The organism is Acidobacteriota bacterium, assembly GCA_039028635.1.
Lineage (GTDB): Bacteria > Acidobacteriota > Thermoanaerobaculia > Multivoradales > JBCCEF01 > JBCCEF01.
Genome location: JBCCHV010000022.1, coordinates 14,836 through 36,940 on the forward strand (window position 1 = coordinate 14,836; position 22,105 = coordinate 36,940).

Consider the following 22,105-nt stretch of genomic DNA (forward strand, 5'->3'; position numbering starts at 1 on the left):
GAAGAGCGATCAAAAACAGCCATGAAGGACATCTTCTAAGGCTAGATACGGGTCATGCGTACGTAAGTTCTTGTTTATTTTTCTTGAGCAGATCATTTGCCGATGACGTACGTATAGAAACCTATAGACCTGTTGGACAAAGTTCCGTGCCGCACTGCTTGGAATCGACTTCATGGAAGGAACGGAGCACCGAGATGAACCCTTCGACCCATCGAATCGTCTTGTGGCGGTCTCTCTGGAGTGGCGCTCTCGTCGCTGTTTTCACTTGGTCCATCGCGTTCGCCTTGCCAAGCTCCGCGGCGGAGATCACCGTTTCCGGCATGGTGTCGTCGGCCGGGGGAGAGCCTCTGGCGGAGGTCGCGATCGGCCTGCAGCCGGTGGTCGATCCCCATCGCCGCGCTCTGGAGGTGCGCCGAGGACGAATGCGCGGCGAAGCTGTCGTCTCAGGTCGGAGTCAAGCAGACGGCACCTTTCGCCTCGAAGTTCCTCGCGGCGGCCTGTGGCGGGTGGTGCTCGAGCATCCGGGGTGGATCTCGATGCGAACCGCTCCCTTGCCGCTGGTCGATGATCGGCTCTTGCCGCCGGTCGCTCTGGTTCGGGAGCAGGGAACGGAGGTCACCGTCGTCGATGAGTCCGGCCGCCCGGTTGCCGGGGCCCACGTGCGCGCCCTCGGCCTCGACGAGGCTCAGCGCCTGCAGCGCGGCGAGCTCTGGCAGTTTCTGCCGCGGACGGCAGTCACTGATGACACCGGCCGGGCGAGGCTGGCGCGGGCAGCCGAGGAACGTCTGGGCTTATGGGCGGTGGCTCCGGGTTTCTGGCAGCGGACCGGAGAAGTCGCCGGCCCCGCGGCGCGGCTGGTGCTGCCGAAGGGCGTCGAGCGCCGGGTCGAGGTGCGCGATGCCGCCGGCCGGCCGGTGTCGGGGGTGGTCGTCGGGGTCGGGGAGACGGCCTGGCCACTGGCCGTGACCGGTGACGATGGTCGAGCTGCCTTCGCCGGTCCGCGGCGTGGTCGCACGCCATTGACGCTGATCCACCCGGCCGGTTGGCGGGTGCCGGATGTTCTGCCACCGGTCGCCCCGGCGTCCTCGGGCCTGGTGACTCGCCAGCTTCCCCCAGTGAGCCGTTTTCAAGGCACCGTGAGTCGCCGCGATGGCCGGGAGCGGCTGGCCAACGCGCTGGTCTGGTCGGTGGCGCTCCCGGCGCTGGCGGTGCGCACGAACGCCCGGGGAGAGTTCGCTTTTCCACCACTGCCGGTCGGAGCGCCCTTTTTCCGCGCCACCGCCGCGGGCTCCCTCGCCCGCACCGTGCGGACCACCCTCGAGGCCGGTATTCCGGCGAGGCAGGCCATCGTCTTGCAGCCGGCGACCCGCATCGCCGGCCGGGTGACAGGCCGCCAAGAGGCTCTGGCGGGAGCCCTGGTGGAGCTCGAGCCGCGGGCCGCCGGCGCCGCGGCGCTGCGCTGGCGAACCGCTTCTGATGGTCGCTTTTCTCTACCGGGTCTCGATCCGGCGGCGGGCTATCGGCTGACCGTCTCGAAGGACGGCTACGGCAGCGAGCAGCTGGCCTTCGAACCCTTGCAGCATCGGGCCGATCGCACAGCGCTCTCGGTCGTGCTGGCGGCGGAGCAGATGGCGGTGGGGCAGGTGGTCGATGGTCGCGGGCGGGGGATTGCCGGCGCTCGAGTGGGGTGGAGCGATCGCCGGCGGCGTCAGGCGGCGCCCGTCGCCAGCGACCGCGAGGGCCGTTTCGAGCTGCGCGATCTGACCGCCGGGCCGATCACTTTGCAGGTCGAAGCGGCGGGTTTTGCGCCGGCGCTGCTGCGCGGTGTCGAGCTGCGAGCGGGCAACGGTCCGATCGCCCTCGGAACCATCGCTCTCGAGCCCGAAGCGGTGCTTGGCGGAAGGGTCGAGGATGGCCGCGGCCGGCCGGTCGCAGGGGCTCGGGTAGAGGCGGCTCGGCGATCGCTCGAAGGACTTGCCTTGCCGGTGGCGCGTTCCAACGAGCAGGGCAGGTTCCGACTCGTGGGCCTGGCCCCCGGGGAGCGCCTCGAGCTGGCTGTCGAGGCGCCCGGCTACGCCCGTCGTGCCGGCGACACGGTGGATGTTCCGCTCGATGCGGAGCTGGTGCTGGTGGTGGATGCAGCCGCCGTGCTGCGGGGCTTCGTCACCAACGACGGTGGCGAGCTGGTCGAAGGGGCCGAGGTCTGGGCGCGCCTCGGCGAGGCCGGGTCGCTGGCGGTGCGCAGCGATGCCGCCGCTGCCGAGGACGTGCGCATCGGACCGGTTCGGAGCGACCGCGAAGGTCGCTTCGAGCTCGCCGGCGTGCCCGGCGGCCTGGTCTCCCTGGGCGCCTATGCGCGCGGTTATCTGCGCCTCGATGTTTCGGCCTTCGAGGTCGACCCGGAGGCCCCGCCGGGCGAGCTCGAGCTGGTCCTCGAGCGCGGCGCACTGGTGCGAGGCAAGGTGTCGTCGGCGGCCGGGGCGGCGGTGGCCGGGGCGCGCGTTTTCGTCGATCGGGGCGTCGGGCGCGTGCGCGGCGAGCAGACCGGCGTGGTGAGCGATGGCGACGGTCGCTTCGAGCTACCGGGAGTGCCTTCCGGGCCGGTGCGGGTGGCCGCCAAGCATGATCGCCTGGGGGTGACCACGGCCGGTCTCGAGGTCTCCGCCGGCGAGCATTCTCTGGACCTGGTGTTCGAGGGCCGCGGTGCGATTCGGGGGCGGGTGATCAACGCGGCCGGCGTCGGGGTGGCCGGCGTCGAGGTGGTCGCCGACTCTGGCGAGCAGCGCTTCCGCGGCCGTAGCGATGCCCAGGGGACCTACCACCTGCCGACGGTCGAGGACGGCGAGTACCTTCTGACGGCGCGCACCGCTGGCCTGGCGCCGGCAGAGCTCGAGGAGCCGCTGGTGGTGGCCGGCTCCGAAGTGCTGGCGCCGGATCTCGAGGTCGGCTCCGGCGGCGCGATCATCGGCAATCTGGTCGGCCTGACGGACCAGGACTGGCCGCGGGTGCAGGTTCTCGCCCGCGGGCCCGGCACCGGCGCCGGCCAAGCCGGCGAGGTCGCCTATGGCGGCAGCTATCGCATCGCGCCGCTGGCCGCCGGCAGCTACACCGTCACGGCGCAGCTTCCGGGATCGGGGCGCCAGGCGCGGGGCCGGATCGAGATCGAGGCCGGAGCCGAAGAGGCGGTGCTCGACCTCGAGTTCGATGTCGGTTTGCGCCTCGCCGGCCGGGTTCTCGACGCTGGACAGGGGTTGGCCGGGGCGTCGCTGGTGCTGGTGGGCTTGGACCGTCCGGCGCGGGCGTCGTCGGAGTCGCGCTCCGGCGGCGATTTCGAGATCAGCGGTATCGATCCGGGGCTCTATCGCCTCGAGGTGGCGGCTCCCCGAGGCGGCGCCCAGACGGCGAAGCTGGTGGCGATGACCGCCGACAAGCGGCTCGAGGTGGATCTCGGCAGCGGCTCCCTCGCCGGGGAGGTGCTGGCCTCCGGCTCCGGCGAGAGCCTGGCCGATGTCGCCCTGCGCTTTCAGCCCCTCGACCTCGAGCTCGAGCCGGGTTGGCAGGGGCCCGCCGGCAGCACCGATAGTGACGGTCGCTTCGTCCTGCAGGGGGTCGCCGCCGGGCGCTATCGTCTCGAGGCCCTCAAGTTCGGCTATCAGACGGTAACTGTCGAGGTGGAGGTACGAGCCGGGGAATTCACCGACGGCCTGCGCCTCGAGCTGCCGCGCAGTGGGGGTTAGGTCGATTTACTGCTGGTAGAGCTCGACGGTGTTGCCGTCGGGGTCGCGGATGGCGCCGTGGACCTGGTCGCCGTCCGTCATCACCTCACCCTCCTGGCGGCCGCCGTGCTTTTCCGCCAACGCGATGACGGCGCGGACATCGGCGACGGCGAAGCCGAGCTGGTGTGAGGGGTAGCTGACGAAGTCTTCGTTCTCGCGCAGGGGGACCAGCTTGAGGGTGAAGCTGCCGAGGGTGCCGAACTGGGACCGGATACCGAAGGTGTCGACCTCGCGAAACTCGAAGCCGAAGGCCTGGCTGTAGAAGGCCACCATCGCTTCGGTGGCGTGGCTGCGCAGGGCGATGGTGGTGAGCTCGGCGCTGGTCGCCTCTTCGTTGGCGAGGGCGGTGATGGAGAGCATCAGGCCGAGGGACAGGATCAGGGCAGCGGCAAATCTCATCGTTCCTCCCTTCACAACATCCGGAGCGAGAGCCATCGAGGGTTGAGAGACGGCGTCGATCGGCTCGCTCCGATGCGGTCTGTGGCAGGATTGTGCCATGGAGATCTCGACCCCTCGATCGCGTTTCCTTCCGGGGCTGCTGATGGCGGCTTCGATCCTCCTTCTGATCGCCGGCGGCTGCCAGAGCTCGGCGGCTGGCGCCGGCTCCGGCAGCGCCACCGCGGTAGACGAGTCCGTCGACTGGCAGGGGCTGGTGCCCAACGCCCGCCAGCCGGCCGATGGCGTGGTGTCCGGCGGTCAGCCGACGGCGGACCAGCTCGCGGCGGCCCAGGAGGCGGGCTTCCAGACGGTTATCAATCTGCGCACCGAGGGCGAGCCCGGAGCGCGCCAGGCGGAGGTCGAAGCGTTCGGTCTGTCCTACGTCGAGCTGCCGATCGCCGGTGCCGCCGGCCTGACCCGCGACAACGTCGAGGCCCTGGCGGAGATTCTCGAAGAGGTCCAGAAACCGGCCCTGCTGCATTGCGGGAGCGGCAATCGCATTGGTGCCCTCTTCGCCCTCAAGGCATTCTGGCTCGATGGCGAAGCTCCCGAGGCGGCGCTCGAAAAGGGCCTCGACTCGGGCCTGACCCGGCTCGAGCCCAAGGTCCGCGAGCTGCTCGGCCTGCCGGCCGGAGAGTGACGGGCTCTCTCATCTCGCAGTGAAGCCGACGGCTCAGCTCGAAGGTGCCGGCGACGAGATCGCGGCAGAGCGGTCTGCCGCTCGCTCCTGGGCGGTGCCGTATCTCATTCTGCAGGGGCTGGGAATCGCCGCCTGGTGGATCTTGATGTGGAGCCTCCCCGAGTGGCGGCAGCCGTTCCGCGACCCGGCGGCGCCCTGGAGTGCCCTCGGCGCCTTCGGGCCGGCGGATTTGATGTGCGTGGCGGCCTGCCTGTTCGGGGCCTGGGGCGTGGCCCGAAGGCGGCCGTGGCGGCGCCCGGTTCTGTGGCTGCTCGCCGGCGCGATGGTCTACGCCGCCTCCTACTGCCTCGCTCTGACGGCGCTCACCGGGCACGCCGTGGCGGCGCCCCTGCTGATGGTGCCGGCGGCGCTGATCACGCTGTGGTTGGCGAGGGGCGAGTGAAGCCCCTCTGGCGGCTGGCCTTTCGACCCGCTCCGGAGCGGCCCGCCGCGGTTCACCTGGCCTGGACGGCGCTTCAGACGTTCCTCTTCTGGGGCTTCTTTCTGGCCCTTTGTCCCTGGTTGATCGTGCGCCTCGAATCCTCCTCCGGCCTGCCGCGATTCGCGCTGCCGGGGCCGCCGGGCTGGCCCTGGGGCCTCTTTGCCCTCGCCGGATCTCTCGGCCTGTGGAGTGGCTACACCATGTCGCGCCGCGGTCGCGGCACGCCGCTGCCGCCGCTGGCACCGGCGCGCCTGGTGGTGGCCGGACCCTACCGCTGGCTGCGCAACCCGATGGTGGTGGCGGGGCTGGCGCAGGGCGTGGCGGTGGCGCTGGCTTTGGGCTCCTGGAGTGTCTTGGTCTATGCCCTCGCCGGGGCGCCGGTCTGGCACTTCCTGGTGCGGCCCTTCGAGGAGCGCGATCTCGCCGAGCGCTTCGGATCCGAGTACGAGCGTTATCGCCGCCGAGTACCCCTCTGGTGGCCGCGTTGGCCAGCGGTGGAAAGGCCCGGCGAATAGGGCCGAAAGGGCGCTCGCTGACGGCGGGTTCGGGATAGGATCCCTCTCCCATGAGCGCGATTCTCGAAGACCTCATCCAGCTCCTCACCCTCGAACGGCTCGACACCAACCTCTTCCGGGGGCAGAGCCGCGACATCGGCACCAATCGGGTGTTCGGTGGTCAGGTGCTCGGCCAGGCCCTGGCGGCGGCCAGCAACACGGTGGAGGACCGCGTCGTCCACTCGCTGCACGCCTATTTCCTGCGCAAGGGCGACCAGGAATCGCCGATCATCTACGAGGTCGATCGTCAGCGCGATGGCCGCAGCTTCACCAGCCGCCGGGTGGTGGCGGTGCAGCACGGTCGGCCGATCCTCAACATGGCGGCCTCCTTCCAGGTGCCGGAGGACGGCCTCGAGCACCAGTCGGCGATGCCCCAGGTGCCGCCGCCGGAGAAGGTGCGCGACGTCAACGAGTACAAGAAGGAGCTGGTCGACCGGATCTCGGATTTCAAGCTGCCGCGCTACCTGCTGCACGATCGGCCCTTCGAGTTCCGGCCGGTGCAGCTGCCGCAGTTCATCGACCCGGAGCCGCGCGAGCCGCGGGCCAGAATCTGGTTCAAGACCACCGGCGCCATGCCCGACGACGACGCCCTGCATCGCTCCATGCTGGCTTATGTTTCCGACTACTACCTGATCGGCACCGCCACCCGGCCCCACGGTACCTCCGTCTTCGACCCTCGCCTGCAGCTCGCCAGCCTCGACCACGCCCTGTGGTTCCAGCGCTCCTTCCGCCTCGACGAGTGGTTGCTCTACTCGATCGAAAGCCCTAGCGCCTCCGGTGGCCGCGGCATCTCCCGCGGCAAGATCTACCGCCAGGACGGTGCCCTGGTGGCGGTGGTGGCGCAAGAAGGGGTGATGCGCATGTGGCCCGTGGAGGACGAGGGCTAGGGCAGAGGATTACTCAGCGGCCAGCTCCGCCAGCAGTCGCTGGGTGCGCTCCTCCCAAGACTCGCCGTAGGCCGTCGCCAGCGGCGTGACACCGTCCGCCAGGAAGGTCGTCCGGTCGAAGTCTTCGCCGAAGGTCCGACCGATTCGGTAGGCGCCGCGGCGACCCAGCTCGACATCGAGCCAGCGCGGCAGCAGGCGGGTCGGATCCGGCTCGATCCACTGCGCCGAGGGCGGTGCCGAGTACAGGCTGCCTTCGCCGATCGATTCTCCCGTTACGAAGTCGAACAGTGCCTCAACCCGCCGCTGGTAGTAGCGTTCGCGGTGATCGAGGCGGTCGAGTTCTTCGGCATCGACCTCGAAGGCCAGGGCGTTGAAGTGGTGCCCCTCTGCCGGCTCGACATTCATCGCGCCAGCCTCGATGCCTTCCTTGCCGAGCTCACAGCTCGCTTCGTAGTGGTCGGGTCGCAGGTTGAACAGCCGGCGGTAGTCGTGCACCACGATCGGTCGGGCGACCTTGGTACCGGCGCGGTCCGCGCCGATGGTGTCGCCGAGGGAGGCCTGGTCGAGGAGGGTGCCGTAGCCCACCAGCAGGACGCGGCTCATTGGCCGGCGGCGCCATCGGCGATGGTGATGGCGCGAACCGCCTCGACCGCGTTGCGGCGCTGCCAGTCCACCACCTCGTTCCGGGCGGCGCTCCACGCGCGGTCGCCGATCTGGTCTCGGGCTCCCTTCAATCGAGTCTCCATGGTGTCTTTGTCGGTGGGTCGCTGCGAGATTTCCATCGCCTCTCGGCGACGCTCGGCGAAGGCCGAAAGACGGGCAGCGGCTGGGCCGTCGCCGGCCAGGGCGGCGATCTCGGCGGCGATTTCCCAGCAGCGGAGAATCGAGGCCTGGTCATCGACTTCGTCGTAGAGCCGAATCGACTCGCGCAGGGTGTCGCGGCTGGCGACCAGGTCGCGGGTCATGAGATGAGCTCGAGCGATGCCCAGCAAGCTGTTGGCGACGTTGCGGCGGTCACCCACCAGCAGGCGCCGCTCTCGGGCCTTCTCGAAATAGACCTTTGCCTCTTCCGCCTGGTTCTCTTCGAGGGCGAGATTGCCCAGCCCGATCAGGGGGAAGCCGCTTTCCCAGAGGTTGCCTGCGGCCTCGAAGCCGGCGACGCTGTCTCTCAGCAGGGTGCGAGCCTCGGGGAAGCGTTTGCGGTACAGCTCGGTCTTGCCGAGGTTGTTGTAGGCCACCGCCAGCAGGCGGTCATCCTTGGCTTCTTCTGCCAGATGGAGGCCCTCGCGGAAATATCCCATCGCCTTGTCCGGGTCCCGGTGCATGGACAGGAGACCGACGTCGCCGAGGGCATTGGCCAGCCGGTCCGGTTTACCGAGGCGCCGCTCGAAACCGAGGACCCGGCGAAAACAGCGGCTCGCTTCGACGACGTCTCCCTGGCGATAGGCCAGCAGCCCGAGTCCGCTGAGCACCGAAGAGTGCAGCTCGTCCTCCACCCGGTCGTCCGCCTGCAGGGCCTCGGGATCGGTTCGCGTCTCCTCCGGCACCAGCCGGGTCAGCCGGCCTCTCCCCTCGTGGAAGAAGCCGCGCATCTCCCAGAAGCGCCACATCGCGATGCCGAGGCGGTAAGCCGTCTCGCGGTCGCCGGCAGCGCGCAGAGCAGCGCGGAGGTTCGGGTGCTCTTGGTCGAGGAGCTGGAGGCGCTCTTTCTGGCCGGTGGCGAGCATCTCTTGGTTGGCCGCTTCCGCAATGTCGAGAAAGTAGGTCGCATGGCGGGCCTGCACCAGTGGCTCCTCATCGGCATCTCGGAGTCGGCGCTCGGCATACTGACGGACGATCTCCAGGAAGTGGAAACGCTCGTTACCGTCCTTCTCCAGGAGGGACTTGAGGACCAGATCCTCGAAGGGTTCGAGGATGTCGTCGAGTCCCTCGCCGGTCGGCGGATGGTCTCCGCAGATCGCTTCCGCGGCCTCGAAGCTGAAGGAGCCGCGGAAGGCCGCGATCCGCCGGAACAGTCGCTTCGCTGCCGGTGCGAGCAGGTCGTGGCTCCAGTCGAGGGTGGCGTCGAGGGTGACATGGTGGGGGTTCTCTGCGGCCTGTGGGCTCTGCCGCAGGAAGCTCGGATCATCGAGGCGATCGGCCACCCGCTCGACGGCGAGCGGCGAAACTCGTGCGGCGGCCAGCTCGAGGGCGAGGGGGATGCCCTCCAGACGGCGGCAGATGCGCGCCACCGCGCTCGCGTTCGAGGGGTTCAGCCGGAAGGCCTCGTCGCTCCGCTGAACGCGATCGACGAAGAGCTGAACCGCCGGAACGCGAATCAGCTCCTGCGGCGGCAGCCCGCTGTGGCGAGGCACTTCGAGCGGTGCCAGTCCCAGCATCACTTCGCGTTTTCCCAAGTTCAGAGGCTCTCGGCTGGTGGCGAGAAACTTGACATCCGGGCACTCGTCGAGGAGGTAGCGCAGCAACTCGGCGCAGGCCGAGATCAGGTGCTCGCAGTTGTCGAGGACGATCAGTAGCCGCTTCTTGCGTAGCTGTTCGGCCAGCGCGCGGGTTGGCGGCTTCTCCGCCTGTTCGCGAATCGACAGGGTCTTCGCCACCGCCTGCGGCACCAGCGCCGCCTCCACCACCGGCGCCAGGGAGACGAGCCATACGCCGTCCGCAAAGGCGCCGATCTGGCGCCGGGCGACCTCGAGGGCCAGGGAGGTCTTGCCGAGGCCGGCGAAGGCGGCCAGGGTCACCAGACGATGGCCGCCCAGCGCCTTCTCGACCCGCTCGATGTCGCCCCCGCGGCCGACCAGGGGCTCCTCCGCGGGCAGGTTGTGAAGCGGCGCTGGCTTTTGACTCTCGGTTGCTTCTGGAACGCTCTGAGATCGAAGAGAGAACTCGGGCGGATTGCCGAGCGGTGGCTTTTCCACCGCTTGGCGGCCGTAGAGGTGAAGAAGCAACCGATCGAATTCTTCTCCTTGGCTGAGATCGAAGGTGGTGAATCCTCGGATCTCGGCTGGTATCAACCCGATGTCGGCGCGATCGAAGACCGTCGGGATGAGCTTCAGATTCTGGCTTGGCGAGTCGTAGAGGATCTGTTTGATCAGGGCGGCTTCCCAACGCACTCCCCGTCCTTCGCGGACCACCTCCTGCCCATCGACGTCGTCCCCTTCGAATCGCCGGGAGTAGGTGGAGTCGAAGAGGAGGAGAGTGAAGTCCGCCCGTCTGATCATTCTCGCGCACCATTCGGGCCAGCGCACGACAGGAGAGATGTAGTACTGGTCGATCTCGGCATCGACTCCTCTATCGCGGAGCCGCTTGGCCAGATCCTTCACGCGCTCCATGTGCTGAGTCGGACCGTGGGCGTAGCTGATGAAGACTCTGGGTGGTTGAGTGGACGATGTCGTCATGAAGTCATCCCTGAAGCGCGCTGAACCTCGATCGGCGCTGAGGGTCCTTCCTTTCGGCGCGAAACATTGAAGAAGATTCTTATCCCAGCATACCGAACATAGGCCTCGTGCCACCACGAGCCGTTACCTCTTTCCAGCGAGGTCGCGGTCTGCTAGCTCGGCCTTCTCACCGGATTGCTCGGAGACGATGCGGTAGACGAACTCCTCGATCGGTCGCTCGAAGAGCAGGCGCTCGTCGAGTCCTCGCAGGCTGCGAGGACTTTCTAAGGTCGGTCTAAGGAGACCTAAGTTGATCCGCTGCAGGACTTTCGGCGATTTTCGTCGGCAGCTTCGTACGCCGCGAACTTCGACCGGAGGTCTCTCTTGTTGCAGCGAAAAACCGTCCTACTCCTCGTATTTGCTCTCTTGATCGGCGGGATTCCCTCGCTGGGGGACCAGCCGCCGGAGGCCGAGAACTTCGTCGTTCCCGGCTTGACGGCGGATGATCTGCCACTCTTCATCGATCTCTTGTCGGTGGCTTCGGATGTCGATGGCGACCCATTGGGCTGCCGCTTCACGTCGCCTCCCAGCCCCGCCCTGGGGACGCTGGTGCCGGGACCTTCGCCCTGCACCTGGGTCTACGATCTCGATCTGACCGAGGTGCAGCCCTCGGTAGAGCTCGAGTTCGAGATCTTCCAGCTCGCCGACCCGAGCCGAGCGGTGACCGCTTCCCTCGAGCTGACCTTCACCAAATCGGCCCCGGGGAATCCCACGGCGACGGCCCTTGGGCCGACCGCGATTCGCCTGCTGTGGTTCGATGTCCAGGACGAGCTGCGCTACGAGATTTATGGCGGCATGGATAGCGGGGGTCTCGGGCCCCTGGTCACGCTGGACCCGGTGGTCGGTGGCAACGTCCTCTACTGGGACCACACGGATCTCGAAGCCGGAGAGGAGTACTTCTACCGCATCGATGTCTGCTACGCGGACGGCTGTGTGTCATCTCCGATCCTCTCGGCGATGACGCCGGCGTTGCCGGTGGGGCAGGCACCGATCGCCGTCGACGATGAGTTCTCCGTCGCCCAGGGGCAGAGGCTCTTCATCCCCTATGAGCAGCTCCTGGACAACGACGTCGATCCCCAGGGGGACCGCATCACTTTCCACGATTGGGAGCTTGTCAGCCTCCAGGGCTCCAACGAGCTGGACCAAGTCGAGGATGGCTTCGTCTTCAGATCACATCCTTCGACGGTTCTCACCGGCAGTCCCGACGTCTTCCGTTATCGCATCACCGATGGCCAGCACTACTCGGACTGGGCCACCGTGGAGCTGTTCATCGTTCCCCGGCTACCGGCCCAGGCAGAGCCCGATTTTTTGCAGGCCGAGTTCGGTCAAGTGCTCGAAATCTCTTACCAGGACGATCTCTTCGCCAACGACTTGGGTGTGCTCGAAGCGGTCACGCTGCACTTCCGGCAGCCGCAGCATGGCCGTCTCGACTTCTGCTGCGCCCCGGACCGGCTGCGTTACGTCCCGGATCCTGGGTATAGCGGCCCGGATTCGTTCTGGTACTCGATCCGGGGGGGCGGGGAGAGCTTCGCCTCCGCCGAGGTCGTGGTCGACGTGGTCGCTTCGAGCGTGGTACCCGCGACTGCCTCCCGGCCGGATGAATTCTCGCTGCCGCTCAAGCCCGACGCGGCCGGCGTGACGCGGGCTCCTCTGCTTTTCTCGGATCTCCTGCTCAACGACCAGGGGCGTGACCTGGTGTTCGGTTTTCCGATCACTCCGGGAGCCCAGCAGGCCGGCGGCGAGATCACTCTGCTGACCCCCGGCCATGACCCGGCGAGTGGGCCGGCACCGCCGGGCTACGAAGGAGTGGTCATCTACGAAACCGACCTGGCGGCGATTCCGCCCTGGGCGTCCGGTGGCGTGGTGCGGGACAACTTCACCTACCAGGTTCACGGGGCCGGCAGCGTTGCATCGACGCACCAGCCTGAGCTCGCGTTGCGAGTGGTCGAGCCCGTCCTGATGGCGTCGGATCCGGTGGTGGTCCACGACCTCTTCGCCGTCCACGAGGGTGAACGCTTGGCGCTCGGTTGGGGAGATCTCCTCGACAACGACCTGGTCGACCGCAGCGGCAGCAGTCCGGTCTATTCGCTGCGCTTCGGGCCTCCGGTGCATGGCGAGATCGCCAAAGTCACCAGTCAGGGCGGCATGGTCTACCAAGCTCCCCTCGGCTTCGTCGGCATCGACCATTTCACCTATGCGATTCAGAACGGCGCCGATGCGAGCTCTCTCCGCCTCGGGCGGGTGATCGTCGAAGTGCAGGACGGCCGGCCGATCGCACGCGACGATGCGGCGGCGACACCGCAGGACTTCCCGGTGACGGTGCCGGTGCTCGCCAATGACGAAGACGTTCCGACGGGTGGTGCGTTGACCATCGTCGGCGTCGGCGATCCGGTGCTGGGCTACACGGTGGTCACGGCGAACGGAGAGATCACCTATGTGCCACCGCCGGGAGTCTCGGGCCAAGACACCTTCGCCTACACGGTGCGGGACGCGGTGGGCAACCAAGCGTCGGCCATCGTCACCATCGACATTACCGGGCCGAACCAACCCCCCATTGCGCGCGACGATCGCGGCGTCTACGTGCCGGGAGCCGAGAACACTTATCGGCCGCTGGCCAACGACCTCGATCCGGACGGTCATCCGATCTCCATCGAGTCCTTCACGCAGCCGGAACAGGGCTCGCTCGTCGTCGAGGGCGATCGCTTCTTCTATCAGGGACCGGCCGGCGGCTTGATCGGAGGTCGGGATCAGTTCACCTACACCATCTCGGACCCCTTCGGCGGGTCGGCGTCCGCGATCTACTACATCTTGCAGAACTGATCGGATCGAAAGGAAAAAGAACATGAAGAAGATACTGACCTGCATTTTCCTGGTGTTTCCGGTCGCGTTGTTGGCGCACGTACCAGATCCCAGTACGGAGAGGGGATTCACGCCGGATAATGTTTATGAAATCGGCGAGATTGATCAGGTGAGCCTGTTCAACGGCAACCTCACGGTGACCTTGCCCTTGGGGCCCGAGTATCAGGTTGGGGGTGGCTTCACCTATCGCTTCGCCCTGGTCTACAACAGCGGAATCTGGGACTACAGCTACGACCAGCAGTGTGCCGTCAACCTGCCGCCGTGGACCTGGAGCGGCCACAAGCGGGACCAGGGGGTCAACGCCTGCTCGACGGTGGTCGCCCCGGCCTGGCAGTCCAACGCCGGCCTCGGCTGGCGTTTGAGTCTCGGAGAGTTGCTGCCGCCTTGGGTTGCTGGCAATCTTGACTCCGGGAACTGGATGTATATCGATTCATCCGGGGCGGAGCACTTGTTCCTGGGTGAGCTGCACTCGGGTGTCGGTGGGACGGAGAGCACGGACTGTGCGGAGACCGCCTGCTACTCGACGGACGGGACCTACCTGCGGTTGCGCAAGCTGACCGATACCCGCTACGCCATCAACTATCCCGACGGCCGCACGATGGTCTTCGACGAGGCGCCGGACGGTTCGTTTCGTCTCTACAAGATCAAGGATGCCTACAAAGTCGGCTCGGTACGCCAGAACGTCGTCACCGTGACCTACCCGAGCCCGGACCGTTGGGTGATTCAGGACACCGACGGTCGCCGGCACGAAGTCGATCTCTGGTTGCCGACCGCGGACTTCAGGGCGCGGGTTCGGGAGCTTCGGCTGGCCTCCGTCGGCAATCGGGTCTCGACCTTCACGTTGAACTATGACCAGGCGGAGATGCTGCCGGGCTGCAGCCAGGACGAGCAGCAGATCGTGACCCTCTATGAGTTGCCTCGCCTCCGCTCCCTGGTGCTGCCGGACGGCGCCAGTTATGCCTTCGAGTATCAGGCCATGGCTCCTTCGGCGAGCCGCTGCTCGAACGAGGCGGGATTGTTGAGAAAGGCCGATTTGCCCACCGGAGGACGGATCGAGTGGGAGTACGATCTCCGCTACAAGAACCCGGTGTTCGTCTGTGATCCGGCTCCCGGATCGGGGCCGGAACGGGAGTTCATGATCAATTCCAAGGTCGGGGTGGTGAAGCGGACCCTCTTCGAGTCCAGCGATGGTCGCGAGTCGGAGCAGTCCTATGGGGTCTGGCAGTACGATCAGCGGCTTCCCGAAGAGCTGCTGCCGATGAACTTCAATCCCAACTGTACGGAAAAGCCCTCGGAAGTGACGACGGTGGTGGTGCATTCGATCGGTGAGGATCGTGACGGCGACGAGAAGTTCTCCCACGCCGAGCACTTTTTCTCCGTCTACTCGGGCGCGCCGGCCGGCCCCTTGGGGGATCCCGGTGACTATGGCTTGCCCTACCACGGCGATGAGAGTGAAGGGGTGCGGTTGGGCCCGGATCAAACCCTTTACAAGCTGCAGAGCCGCCTCTGGGAGTGCGACCACGACGACCCAGACTTGCGCGCCGGCTGCGCTCCGCTGCGCAGCAACTATGTGCGCTACGAGCGCAGCTTCCCGGGTTGTGATCCGGCGGGTGATCTCTGCACGCCGGTCAATCATCGGGTCGTGGGCGAGGCGACGGTCTACGAGGATGCGCAGCACCAGGGCGAGACGATCTATCACCGGGTCGATCGCAGCTGTTTCGACGGCTTCGGCAACTTCCGCCGCGAGGTGCTGGGGGGCAACTTCCCCGATCAAGGCCCGGTCAACGGCGGCAATCACAAGGTGATCGAGCGGCGCTACAACCCCGAGCGTGGCGTCTATCCAGCGACGGCTCCGGAGTGCACCGGTCTCGGAGCCTTCGCTCTTCCGGGGCCCGGTGAGGGCTGGCCGTTGGGCACCTATGACCGTGAGGCGATCACCGAAAGCGGCGTCGGCACCACCGTGACCCTCTATGACTTCGACAGCGCCGGTTTCTTGCGCGGGACTCGGCGCCTGGAAAGCGGCAACGGCTGCTCCGGGCCCGGTTGCCAGCATCAGGGGCCCGGTGATCTCGTCACGCTGCGCACTCGGGACGAAAAGGGCTGGCTTCTCTCGGAGTATTTCTACGGCGGCGATGGCAACGACTCGAGCGCAGTCCGGCTCGACCAGGCGCCTCCGGCGGGTTGGGAGTACCGCCTGCGGCACCAGTACCTGTTTGAGAGCGACACCATCGAGCGGACGTCGGCTTTCCTCGACCCGGCGGAGAACGAGGTGCTGATCACGGAGAGGGCCTCCCTCGATGCGGACACTCGATTGCCCATCGCCACCTGGGATGCGGCCGGCCTCGCGACGTCCTATGCCTACGACGATCAGGGCCGTTTGACCCGCCTCGAGCCGCCCGGCGAGGCGGCGACGGTGGTGACCTATCAGTCCACCACGGCTCCTTTCGAGACCACCGTCGAGAGAAAATCCGGCGGCGCGGTGCTGTTCGACGAGCTTTACACTTACGATGCCTTCGGGCGCCTGGAAAGCCGCGAGCGCAGCACTCCCGGCGGTCGCCAGCGCAGCGAGCACCGCTATCTCGCCAACGGCTGGAAGCAGAGCGATTCGGAGGTCGTCGGTGCCGCCAGCTCGAATCCTCCGCAGACCAGCTACCTGGAGTACGACCCCCTCGGCAGGGCGCGCTGGATCGAGCCACCGGACGGCGAGAACTACGCCACCGAGATCGAGCTCTTCGGCGATTGGCTGACGAAGACGACGCAGAGGGTCAAGCGGGGCGCCGGTGCCATGGTGCCGACCAGCCGGTGGCAGTGGCTCGATCGTCAAGGGCGGCTCTACAAGGTCGAGGAGCTCAGCTCCGGTACGCGCGAACCGACCTTCTACAAGTACGACAACGAAGAGCGGCTGCGCTGGGTGCAGGTCGGAGCGACCGCTTCCGGCGTTTTCCAGCGGCGCACCTTCGACTATGACCATCGTGGCTTTCTGAAGCTCGAGTGCCATCCGGAGTTGGGGCAGGCTTCGGCGCCGGCGCTCGAAAGCTGTATTACGCGCCAGTACGACTCCCAGGGCAATCCGCTGGAGCGGCGTTTCGTCGCCTGGAGCGGGCCGCAACCGCCTTGGTCCTTCGACTTGCAGTACCGCTATGACCGAGCCGGTCGGCGGACCCAGGTCCTCAACCAGGGTGAGCGATTGAAGGAGTATTTCTACGGCCGCGATGCTGCCTTCGGCCAGGGAGGCATCGGACGACTGGTACAGACCAAGCGCCTGAATCGCCTGCCCGTCGGCACGCCCCTCGAGGTCGGCGTGCTCGAGGAGCCGGTCACCGTCACCGAGACCCTGTTTTATGAGCAGGACTCGCCTCGCATCGCCGGTCGTGAAGTGCGGTCTTCCAGCGGTCGAGTTTTCGATCAGTCCTTCCGTTACAACGCCCTCGGCCAGATCGTGTCGGAGGACTATCCCCTCTGCCTCTATCCCGCTGGCTGTGGCCAGGCGAGTCCCGCCCGGACGGTGGACCGGCTCTACGATGAAGGCTGGTTGACCGCCATTCCGGGATTCGTTGGAGGCGTCTCGTATCACCCCAACGGCCTTTGGTCACAGATTCAGCACGCCAACGGCGTGACGGATCGACAAACCCTCTATCGGCTCGATCTCGGCGGCCTGGCCTTGCCGGGCTCCCTGAGCACGACGGGTATCGGGGGGCCGCGCGGCGATTGGTCGAGCGGCGCGATGCACTACGACGGGGCTCGCAACCTTTTCCAGGTCGGTTCGGACTCCTTTTTCTACGATGGCGTCGGTCGTCTCGATCAGGCCACGATCGAGGTCGAGGAAGGGCAAGGAGCCCTGGACTCCCGGAGCTACTTCTACGACATCTTCGGCAATCGCACGGCGGTCACCGGCAACGGCGCGCCAGGTTTCTTGGCCGTCGATCCCGCCAGCAATCGGATGCAGGCGGCGACCTACGACCAGGCCGGCAACCTCACGACCTGGCGCCACCAGTACCTGTGGGATCCGCTCAGCAAGCTGGTGCGTGAGAGCGGCACCGGCGTCGACCGCAAGATGCTCTACACGGCCGACGACGAACGGGTCGCGGTCCTCTCCGGAGACGAGGAAGAGTGGACCCTGCGCGGCCTCGACCATCGGGTGCTCCGGCGGCTGCGTTTGGAGGGCGATGCCTGGGTTTGGGATCAGGACTACGTGCATCGCGCCGAGGGGCCGGTGGCGGTCGTCAAGCCCACCCCGGGGGGTGGCGAGACGACCCATCACTTCCACCTCGACCACCTCGCCTCGACCCGCGTCGTGACCGACGAGCAGGGACAGCGCGTCACCAGCTCGAAGCACTGGCCCTTCGGCGAGATCGCCTGGAGCGAGACCACCGAAGCGAGCCCCGAGCAACTGCGCTTCACCGGCCACGAGCGGGACTTCGCGAGCGATGACCGCGACGACCTCGACTACATGCACGCACGCTACTACTCGCCCTGGAATGGCAGGTTCCTGAGCGTCGATCCAGTGCTCGGGACGCCCACGCTGCCCCAGAGCTGGAACCGCTACGCCTACGTGCGCGGCAATCCGGTATCGCTGACCGATCCGACAGGGATGAGGACCTTTGGAGCCATTTTTAATGCCTGGTTTGCAGCAATTGCTGGGGGGAAGGCGGAAGCGGGATTCTTCATCGATAGCGACGGCGTACTCGCTTTTGTGTCGACGTTTGGACCGGGTGGGGGAATGGGGTTCGGGTATGGGGTTGCCGCCGAAGCGACAGATCATGAAACGGTACAAGATTTGAGAGGTATCTCTCTCGAGGTGGATGCAGATTTCGGTGTCGCGGGAGGAGGCTTGGAAGCCTCGGTGATCAATGTCGAAGATGGAAAGTATGTCGTCAATGATGAACCGAAAGGAAAGGGCGGCGATGGCGGGGTCGGGCCTGGTCTCGGAGCTTTATTCACGGTAACCACGACCCACGTCTTTCCCATCGTCGATCTTCCGACACCGAAGGAGATTTTCCTCAAGCTCGTCGACTCCTTCAATAAGGCGATGAAGGCGGAAGTCGAGCGGACCGCCGGTTCCAAGGATCAGGTCAAGCTCGATGAGACTCCCCCATAGTGAGGGCTTGAGCAGTTCCGCCATCGTTGTCTCGCTAGGGGGTCTGCGCCTTTGCGTATATACTTCTTGCTCCGAGAGCTCTTCGAACGAGCTCTCGGCCAGAGATGACGACGAAAACCGCTTCGCAGAAAGACCTCACCATCGGTGATCTGCGGATTTCGCGCCGCCCTCCCGGCTGTACTCGGGAGGGCGTTGTGCTTTCCATTCCACCCAAGGCCTTCGAGCTGCTGGTCACCCTCGCCGAGAGCGACGGACAGACCGCCACGCGAGAGGAAATCAAAGAGCGGGTGTGGGGAGCGGAGGCTTTCGTAGATCACGAGAAGGGCATCCACTTTCTGGTTCACCAGCTCCGCAATGCGCTCGATGATCGCGCCAGCGCGCCGCGCTACATCGAAACCTTGCCGCGCTACGGCTATCGACTGATCCCGCCGGTGGAGGAGGTCGCGCCGAGGGCGGGGCGGGGCTGGTTCGGTAAGCGCGTCGGGGTGGCGGCTGGCGCGCTGCTGCTGGCGGTGGCGGGACTGGCTGGCTTCCGTGCCATCGGCCACGATCGCCAGGCCGTCGAGTCCGCAGCACCGGCGCTGTCGCCGGTGCTGCAGGAAGCCTACGACTCCGGCCTCTACCACCTGGACCGTCACCGCGAGCTGGGGATCGAGATCTACCCCAATCAGGAGCTTTTGGAGCGCTCGCGGGACAATCTCGACCGAGTGGCGCAGGCGGCGCCCGACTTCGCTCCCGGCCATCTCGCCCGGGCCGAGGTGCTGTTCCTGCTCGGCGAGACCGCAGCGGCAACGGAGGCCCTTGCTCGCGGCTTGGCTCTGGCGCCGGATGCGATCGAGTCGCTGGTGATGGCCTCGAGCTTCAACTTCTATCGGGCTCGGCGCTTCGATCTCGCTCTCGAGCAGGTCGACCGAGTTCTGCTTCAGGTGCCGGATCGGGTCGAAAGCCTGGTGCTGCGGGCCGGCATCTTGACGGCGATGGGGCGTCACGAAGAAAGCGCCGCGGTCATGCTCTCAGTGCAGGAGATTTCGCCGCGGTCGCCTCGAATTCTAGGCTCGGCCGCCCTTTTGGCGACCTACGGGGGTAGCTACGAAGAGGCGATTCGCTGGGGGCGCGAGACCCTCGAGCTCGAGCCGCGGGACCCCATCGGCTGGCACGCCATCATCCGGTCCTACGCCGCTTCCGACAGAGAGCAAGCGGCTTTGGCGAGCGTCAACGAGTTCTTGAAGCTCTGGGGACATCCGCCCGAAGCCGTGGCCTCGCTGACGGAGTACGAGCGGCTGCGCCTCGCTTCCGAAACGCCGAATCCGGTGGCGGCCGAGAACCAGCTTCGCCGCGGCCTGACCCACTGGTGGCTGGGCCATGAGGACCAGGGTTTCGACCTTCTGCTGGCGGGATGCCGCGACGGTGGCATCGGAGAGCTGCCTTTCCTGCAGGCCTCTCCCGGCTTCGCTTCGCTACGCCGAAGCCGGCGTTGGGGTGAGCTGGAACGGTGTGTTTTCGACTCGGTTCCGGCAATGGCCTCCCCGACGCGGCTGGCCAGCCGTTAAAACAACGACAGTTGGCGATCGTCGCCGATCACCTTGGCGAAGTCGAGGCCGAGGATGGCGAGCACCGGCTCGGCCACCGGGCGGACCTGCTTGTCGACATAGTGCTGGTAGTCGAGGGGGCCGTCCCACTGCTCGGCCGGCTCCGGGCCGTTGGGAGTGATCAGGTAGCGGATCACTCGCGGCGCCTTGCCCGGTAGCTTGCGGGCGGCGGCGACGTGGGGCGGGGTGGTGGCGGTGTACTCCTCGGGCTTCTTGCGCAGCGCTTTGCGGTAGACGAGCTGATCGTCGAACTGGCCGGCGCGCAGCTCGGCGACGGTGCGCTCGAGGTACTCCTCGACCGGTCGCTCGAAGAACAGGCGCTCGTAGAGTTCACGTTGGACGGCGCGGGCGAGGTCGGTCCAGTCACGGCGCACCGCTTCGAGGCCGGTGAAGGAGACCTTCGGGCCGTCGCGGTCGTCGACCAGCCCGGCGTAGCGCTTGCGGGCGCCGCCGGTGCCGTGACGCACCGGCGCCAGCAGGAGCTTGAGGTAGAGGCGTTCGAACTCGAGCTCGAGGCGACTTTCGACCTTCCAGGTGTCAGCGATGTGGTCCGCCAGGTCGCCGTTGAGGCGCTCGACGAGGTCGCCTCCGAGGGCCCGGGCGGCGCCGGCGTCGGCCGCGCCGGAAGCCACGAACAGGCTATCCGTGTCGCCGTAGAGGACGCGATAGCCGTAGTCCTCGATGCGCTCCTTCGACCACTGCAGGATGTCGCGCCCGAAGGCGGTGATGGCGCCGGCGACGGGCGGCGAGTAGAAGCGGCAGGCGGAGGTGCCGAGGACGCCGTAGAACGAGTTCATCAGGATCTTGATGGCGAAGCTGGCGACCTCGTCGCCGGCCGCCTTGGCGGCTTCGCGGCGCGGGAAGAGGCGATCGAGAAGCTGCGGCAGAATGCCCGGCTGGCGACGGAAGAGGGCGCCGTTGGGGGCGCGGATGGGATTGTCGTCGGGGTCTGCCCGGTGGTAGCCCAAGGGGTCGATCTGGAAGGTGCGGATGATGCTGGGATACAGGCTCTTGAAGTCGAGCACCAGCACCTGCGGCCAGAGGCCCGGCTCGGGCTCGAGCACGGCGCCGCCGTAGTTGACTTCGGTGCGACTGCCCGAGCCCTCGCCGAAGGCGGTGCCGCGCGGCCGGGCGACGGTCGGGGCGACGACGGCGCGGCGCTTGAGCTCCGAAAGGTAGAGCATGTCGAAGGCGGCGATGGAGCCGGAGACGCGATCCGGCGAGAGGCCGGTCAGCAGGCTGCGCTGGCAGGACAGCTCGACGAGCTTCAGCTTGGCGAGAATGTCGAGCACCAGCCGCGCATCGACGGCGTTGTAGGCCACGAAGTGCTCGCGGTCCTGGTGGAAGAGGCGCAAGATCTCGTCCGCCCGGTGTTTGCCGGAGAGCAGCTTGCCTTCCCCCAGGACCTCGCGGGCGACGGCATCGAGGGCGTAGCTCTCCATCTTGATGAAGGCGCCGCGCAGGAGGCGAATGCCGTCGAGCACCAGGCGACCTGGGAGGCTCGCCTGGGTGCCGCCGCCGCGCTGGGGGCGGAGGCGCAAGGGCGCGCCACCGCGGCCGAGGGCGAGCTCGACGCCGTGCTCCTCGGCGAGGCGGGCGAGGACCGGGAGGTCGAACTCGAGAATGTTCCAGCCGGTGAGGATGTCCGGATCGAGGGCGGTGAGGCGCTCGACGAAGGCCTCGAGTAGGGCCTTCTGGGTGGCGAAGGGGCGTGCCGTCGGCGGGCAGTCCATGCCCTCCGGCGTCCACAGCAAGACTTCCGAGGTGCCGGCGCCTTCGAGCGCGACGGAGAGGAGCTGGCGGGCCCGCGGATCGGTTTCGATGTCGAAAGACAGCACCGCGAGCTGCGGCAAGGCGGCATCGTCGACGGGGGCCGGCGCGATCTCGGGATTCTCGAAGACCCGACCGAGCCCGGCCGCGAGGCGGCTGTCGCCGTCGATCAGGACTTCGCCGCGGATACCCCGCTGCACCAGGTAGCGCACCGCGAATCGCACGTCGGCCTCGAAGCAGGCGATGCCGGCATCGAGCAAGCGATCGCGCAGGGCGGGAGTGTCCGGCGGCGTGCGCACCTCGACGCGTACCGTGGGCTGGTCAGCGAGGGTGCGCTGGTCGCTGGGCTGGGTGGCGATGCCCAGGGCCTCGGCGCGCGGCGCTTCCGCCGCTTCGATGTAGAAGGCCGGGCGGTCGCGGTCGTCGCGCACCAGGAAGGGCTCGCCGCTGCTCAGCTTGCCGTAAAGGTGGACCACCGCCCGTCCGCGCTCTAGGCGGTAGGTGGAGTCGAGCAGGAAACCGCGGTAGGCCATGGCCCCGTCAGGGTACCGCGCCGGGCCGGTCGAGGGCTGGGGGTTG

12 protein-coding genes are annotated in these 22,105 nt (G+C 67.1%); 8 read left to right on the forward strand and 4 right to left on the reverse strand.

Annotated features, from left to right (window positions below; all coding sequences use genetic code 11):
- The first annotated feature begins 194 nt into the window (after window positions 1-194).
- Window positions 195-3,737 (forward strand): carboxypeptidase regulatory-like domain-containing protein, encoded by a 3,543-nt coding sequence (locus AAF604_10780; GenBank protein ID MEM7050139.1) that lies wholly within the window; start codon window positions 195-197, stop codon window positions 3,735-3,737.
- Window positions 3,738-3,743: 6 nt separating this feature from the next.
- On the opposite strand, the gene AAF604_10785 is transcribed toward AAF604_10780, so the two are convergent.
- Complete coding sequence (locus tag AAF604_10785; protein MEM7050140.1) at window positions 3,744-4,175, reverse strand: VOC family protein; 432 nt, start codon at window positions 4,173-4,175, stop codon at window positions 3,744-3,746.
- Window positions 4,176-4,272: 97 nt separating this feature from the next.
- Here AAF604_10785 and AAF604_10790 point away from each other — a divergent pair, with 97 nt between their 5' ends.
- The 4 genes from AAF604_10790 to tesB are packed head-to-tail and all read left to right on the forward strand — an operon-like array spanning window position 4,273 to window position 6,776.
- Window positions 4,273-4,854 carry a sulfur transferase domain-containing protein gene (locus tag AAF604_10790; protein ID MEM7050141.1) on the forward strand — a complete coding sequence of 194 codons (582 nt, stop codon included), beginning with the start codon at window positions 4,273-4,275 and terminating at the stop codon, window positions 4,852-4,854.
- Window positions 4,855-4,873: 19 nt separating this feature from the next.
- Window positions 4,874-5,296 (forward strand): hypothetical protein, encoded by a 423-nt coding sequence (locus tag AAF604_10795; GenBank protein ID MEM7050142.1) that lies wholly within the window; start codon window positions 4,874-4,876, stop codon window positions 5,294-5,296.
- Window positions 5,293-5,850 (forward strand): isoprenylcysteine carboxylmethyltransferase family protein, encoded by a 558-nt coding sequence (locus AAF604_10800; GenBank protein MEM7050143.1) that lies wholly within the window; start codon window positions 5,293-5,295, stop codon window positions 5,848-5,850. Before AAF604_10795 ends, AAF604_10800 begins: the two co-directional genes overlap by 4 nt.
- Window positions 5,851-5,900: 50 nt before the next feature.
- Window positions 5,901-6,776, forward strand: coding sequence for an acyl-CoA thioesterase II (gene tesB / locus AAF604_10805; GenBank protein MEM7050144.1), 876 nt, complete (start codon window positions 5,901-5,903; stop codon window positions 6,774-6,776).
- A 9-nt stretch (window positions 6,777-6,785) separates the two neighbouring features.
- Here the strand turns inward: tesB and AAF604_10810 are convergent, their stop codons facing one another.
- Window positions 6,786-7,379, reverse strand: coding sequence for a gamma-glutamylcyclotransferase family protein (locus tag AAF604_10810; GenBank protein ID MEM7050145.1), 594 nt, complete (start codon window positions 7,377-7,379; stop codon window positions 6,786-6,788).
- Window positions 7,376-10,171, reverse strand: coding sequence for a TIR domain-containing protein (locus AAF604_10815; protein MEM7050146.1), 2,796 nt, complete (start codon window positions 10,169-10,171; stop codon window positions 7,376-7,378). Before AAF604_10815 ends, AAF604_10810 begins: the two co-directional genes overlap by 4 nt.
- Window positions 10,172-10,534: 363 nt before the next feature.
- Here AAF604_10815 and AAF604_10820 point away from each other — a divergent pair, with 363 nt between their 5' ends.
- From AAF604_10820 to AAF604_10830, 3 genes are all read left to right on the forward strand, one after another.
- The gene (locus AAF604_10820) at window positions 10,535-13,030 is read left to right on the forward strand and encodes an Ig-like domain-containing protein (protein MEM7050147.1); all 2,496 of its coding nucleotides are present in this window, start codon (window positions 10,535-10,537) and stop codon (window positions 13,028-13,030) included.
- Between the two features lie 22 nt (window positions 13,031-13,052).
- The gene (locus tag AAF604_10825; protein ID MEM7050148.1) at window positions 13,053-18,167 is read left to right on the forward strand and encodes an RHS repeat-associated core domain-containing protein; all 5,115 of its coding nucleotides are present in this window, start codon (window positions 13,053-13,055) and stop codon (window positions 18,165-18,167) included.
- A gap of 104 nt (window positions 18,168-18,271) precedes the next feature.
- Window positions 18,272-19,717 carry a winged helix-turn-helix domain-containing protein gene (locus AAF604_10830; GenBank protein MEM7050149.1) on the forward strand — a complete coding sequence of 482 codons (1,446 nt, stop codon included), beginning with the start codon at window positions 18,272-18,274 and terminating at the stop codon, window positions 19,715-19,717.
- On the opposite strand, the gene AAF604_10835 is transcribed toward AAF604_10830, so the two are convergent.
- Entirely contained in the window at window positions 19,714-22,059 is a 2,346-nt protein-coding gene (locus AAF604_10835; GenBank protein ID MEM7050150.1) for a DNA polymerase II, read from the reverse strand. The two genes, AAF604_10830 and AAF604_10835, sit on opposite strands and share 4 nt — an antisense overlap.
- Window positions 22,060-22,105: the final 46 nt, after the last annotated feature.

What these genes read in the sequence shown, in the direction of transcription:
- AAF604_10780 (MEM7050139.1), top strand. Translation starts at nt 195, where the DNA reads ATGAACCCTTCGACCCATCGAATCGTCTTGTGGCGGTCTCTCTGGAGT.
- AAF604_10785 (MEM7050140.1), bottom strand. Translation starts at nt 4,175, where the DNA reads ATGAGATTTGCCGCTGCCCTGATCCTGTCCCTCGGCCTGATGCTCTCC.
- AAF604_10790 (MEM7050141.1), top strand. Translation starts at nt 4,273, where the DNA reads ATGGAGATCTCGACCCCTCGATCGCGTTTCCTTCCGGGGCTGCTGATG.
- tesB (MEM7050144.1), top strand. Translation starts at nt 5,901, where the DNA reads ATGAGCGCGATTCTCGAAGACCTCATCCAGCTCCTCACCCTCGAACGG.
- AAF604_10810 (MEM7050145.1), bottom strand. Translation starts at nt 7,379, where the DNA reads ATGAGCCGCGTCCTGCTGGTGGGCTACGGCACCCTCCTCGACCAGGCC.
- AAF604_10815 (MEM7050146.1), bottom strand. Translation starts at nt 10,171, where the DNA reads ATGACGACATCGTCCACTCAACCACCCAGAGTCTTCATCAGCTACGCC.
- AAF604_10825 (MEM7050148.1), top strand. Translation starts at nt 13,053, where the DNA reads ATGAAGAAGATACTGACCTGCATTTTCCTGGTGTTTCCGGTCGCGTTG.
- AAF604_10830 (MEM7050149.1), top strand. Translation starts at nt 18,272, where the DNA reads ATGACGACGAAAACCGCTTCGCAGAAAGACCTCACCATCGGTGATCTG.
- AAF604_10835 (MEM7050150.1), bottom strand. Translation starts at nt 22,059, where the DNA reads ATGGCCTACCGCGGTTTCCTGCTCGACTCCACCTACCGCCTAGAGCGC.